The following is a 2281-nucleotide window of genomic DNA, read 5'->3' on the forward strand; positions in this document are numbered from 1 at the left end:
CGCGTGCCGACCATGTCGGCTTGGTCGAAGCGGGTGCCATCCAGTGCCGCCCCCGACAAGTTGGCGCCGTTCAGCCGCGCGCCCGTGAGATCCGCCCCGGTCAGCATCGCCCCCGACAGGTCGGCATTCTGCAGCACCGCACCGGACAGATCGGCGTCGGACAGGTTGGCGCCGCGCAGCACCGCACCGGTCAGGTCGGTGGGAACACCGCCCTCCGCCTTCATGCCATTCTGCAGACGGGCCAGCGCCGCCTTGTGGATCTGGCGGGCGCTGTCGGCGTCCTGCGGATCGGATCCGGCGCCGCGGCGGGCGGCGCCCCCCGGCTCCAGCGTGCCGGCACGCAGATCGGCGCCATTCAGATTGGCATGGGAGAAGTCGGCCGAACGCAGGCGGGCGCCGCGCAGATCGGTCTGCATCAGGTTGGCACGGCTGATGTCGGCATCGCGCAGATCGACACCGAACAGGTCGGCGCCGGCCAGATTGGTGCCGTTCAGCCGCCCGCGCGCCAGCCGCGCGCCGACCAGACGGGCGCCGCGCAGGTCGCGCTGCGACAGGTCCACCCCCTCCAGATCCGCCATGGCGAGGTTCGCGCGGACGCCACCCGGCTGGCCCTTGATCCAGCGGGCATGCCGGTCCAGAACCTCGGCCAGTTGATCGGGCCGAAAGAAGGACACGGACAAAGCGGTGGGTGTGGTGGCTGTGGGCACGGGCAGGTCGACGCCGCGAAATGGTTACATCGCGACAATCATGAGGTTCATTCCTTACCGAAGGCTGAATGAATCCCCCTTTTGCGCACCCTCTTTCGGAGGATGCGGTTCGGCAGGACCGCAGGACCGCTTTTCGGTCGCCGGCAGAGCAATTCTGCCGTGTTGGATATGGAAAACAGACGCTTGGACAGAGCAACAGGCATAGGTCCAAACCATCGCTTTTGGCGCGAATTTGCCGAAGCGATCCCGAGTCGCGCCTGTTACGGTTCTGTAATCGAACCGCTTGCGAACGGGTCGCGAACAATCGCGAATCGGCCCTCCGCCCGCTCCGCGGCGCAGCTGGCGGATTCCCTGGCCCCGGTCAAAAAACAGCATCGGTTAAGCAATGGTTGCTTGACAGAAAAGGCCACGGGCATCCTAAAAGTGTCCCACCTTTCGGATTAACGCACCGCAGCGCACCTTGACCTTGGCCAGGGTGTGGCTTTGGCCGTAACCGGGACGACGGGGGCCAAACGATGGATCCCAGGGACCGGAGCGGGAAAACGGGATATGAAGGAAGAATGATGAAGGATGCGGACGCCCGGTCGATTGTGGCCGCACGCCCGAGCGTTGGCGGGAGCCACGCCACCGAACGCCATCATCTCGATCGCCGCAATCTGCTGCGCGCCGGCCTGGGTCTGGCGGCGGCCACCTCTGCCGGGGGAACCCTGTTCACCAGCGAAGAGGCGGAAGCTGCGGCGCTCCGCGCCCCGCCGCGCGTGCTGTCGCTGGTGAACCTGCACACCGGCGAACGCATCAACGCCGAATACTGGTCTAAGGGCAAATATGTCCGCGACGCGATGCGGGCGTTGAACCGCGTGCTGCGCGACCACCACAACAATTCGGTCCATGCGATGGACCCGAAGCTGCTGGATCTGGTCCATGCGCTGAGCCGCAAGATCAACCGGCGCGGCCCGATCGAGATCGTCTCGGCCTATCGGTCGCCGGAGACCAACGCGATGCTGCGCGAGGCCGATGGCAGCGGCGTGGCGCAGAACAGCTACCACATTCGCGGCATGGCGATCGACCTCCGGGTCGAAGGCCTGTCGACCCGACAGCTGCAGCGCGCGGCGCTGAGCCTGCGCGGCGGCGGTGTCGGCTATTATCCCGACAGCAACTTCGTCCATGTCGACGTCGGGCCGCTGCGCCACTGGTAAGCGGCCAGGCCACGGACTGCGGAAACGGAAAAGGCGCCGCCCCGACGGGGACGGCGCCTTTTCCGTTTAGCGGCGGGGGAAATGCCCTCCCCCGCGTCTCCCTACTCGGCGTCCGCCTGCCCGACCTTCAGCTTGCGGCGCAGCAGCGACAGCGGCGCGGTGTCGTCGAGGCTGGGCTGGAAGGCTATGGTGACCTCGGTCAGCGCGTTGGCCCAGCTGTCCGGGTTGGTGCCCTCCGGCGCCTCGACCGAGCTGAATCCGGTGCGGACCAGATAAAGATACTGGTCGGGGAATGAATGACCGACCGCGCGGATCTCGCCGGTGTAGCCATAGCGCTTCCGCAGCTCGCGCGCGGTGGAGAAACCACGGCGTCGCGGA

3 protein-coding genes are annotated in these 2281 nt (G+C 66.8%); 1 reads left to right on the top strand and 2 read right to left on the bottom strand.

Annotation, left to right across the window (positions count from 1 at the left end):
* Positions 1 to 707, bottom strand: a 707-nt coding sequence (locus I71_RS24130; protein ID WP_042699539.1) for a pentapeptide repeat-containing protein, incomplete at its 3' end; no start/stop codon positions are given.
* Positions 708 to 1267: 560 nt separating this feature from the next.
* On the opposite strand from I71_RS24130, the gene I71_RS24135 reads away from it, so the two are divergent.
* Complete coding sequence (locus I71_RS24135; protein ID WP_244434020.1) at positions 1268 to 1903, top strand: DUF882 domain-containing protein; 636 nt, start codon at positions 1268 to 1270, stop codon at positions 1901 to 1903.
* A 101-nt stretch (positions 1904 to 2004) separates the two neighbouring features.
* Here I71_RS24135 and I71_RS24140 read toward each other — a convergent pair.
* Positions 2005 to 2281, bottom strand: a 277-nt coding sequence (locus I71_RS24140) for a DUF934 domain-containing protein (RefSeq protein ID WP_042699537.1), incomplete at its 5' end; no start/stop codon positions are given.

The organism is Azospirillum sp. B506, from assembly GCF_000333595.1.
Lineage (GTDB): Bacteria > Pseudomonadota > Alphaproteobacteria > Azospirillales > Azospirillaceae > Azospirillum.

Coding starts and splice junctions, on each gene's coding strand:
- I71_RS24135 (WP_244434020.1), top strand. CDS start 1,268: ATGATGAAGGATGCGGACGCCCGGTCGATTGTGGCCGCACGCCCGAGC.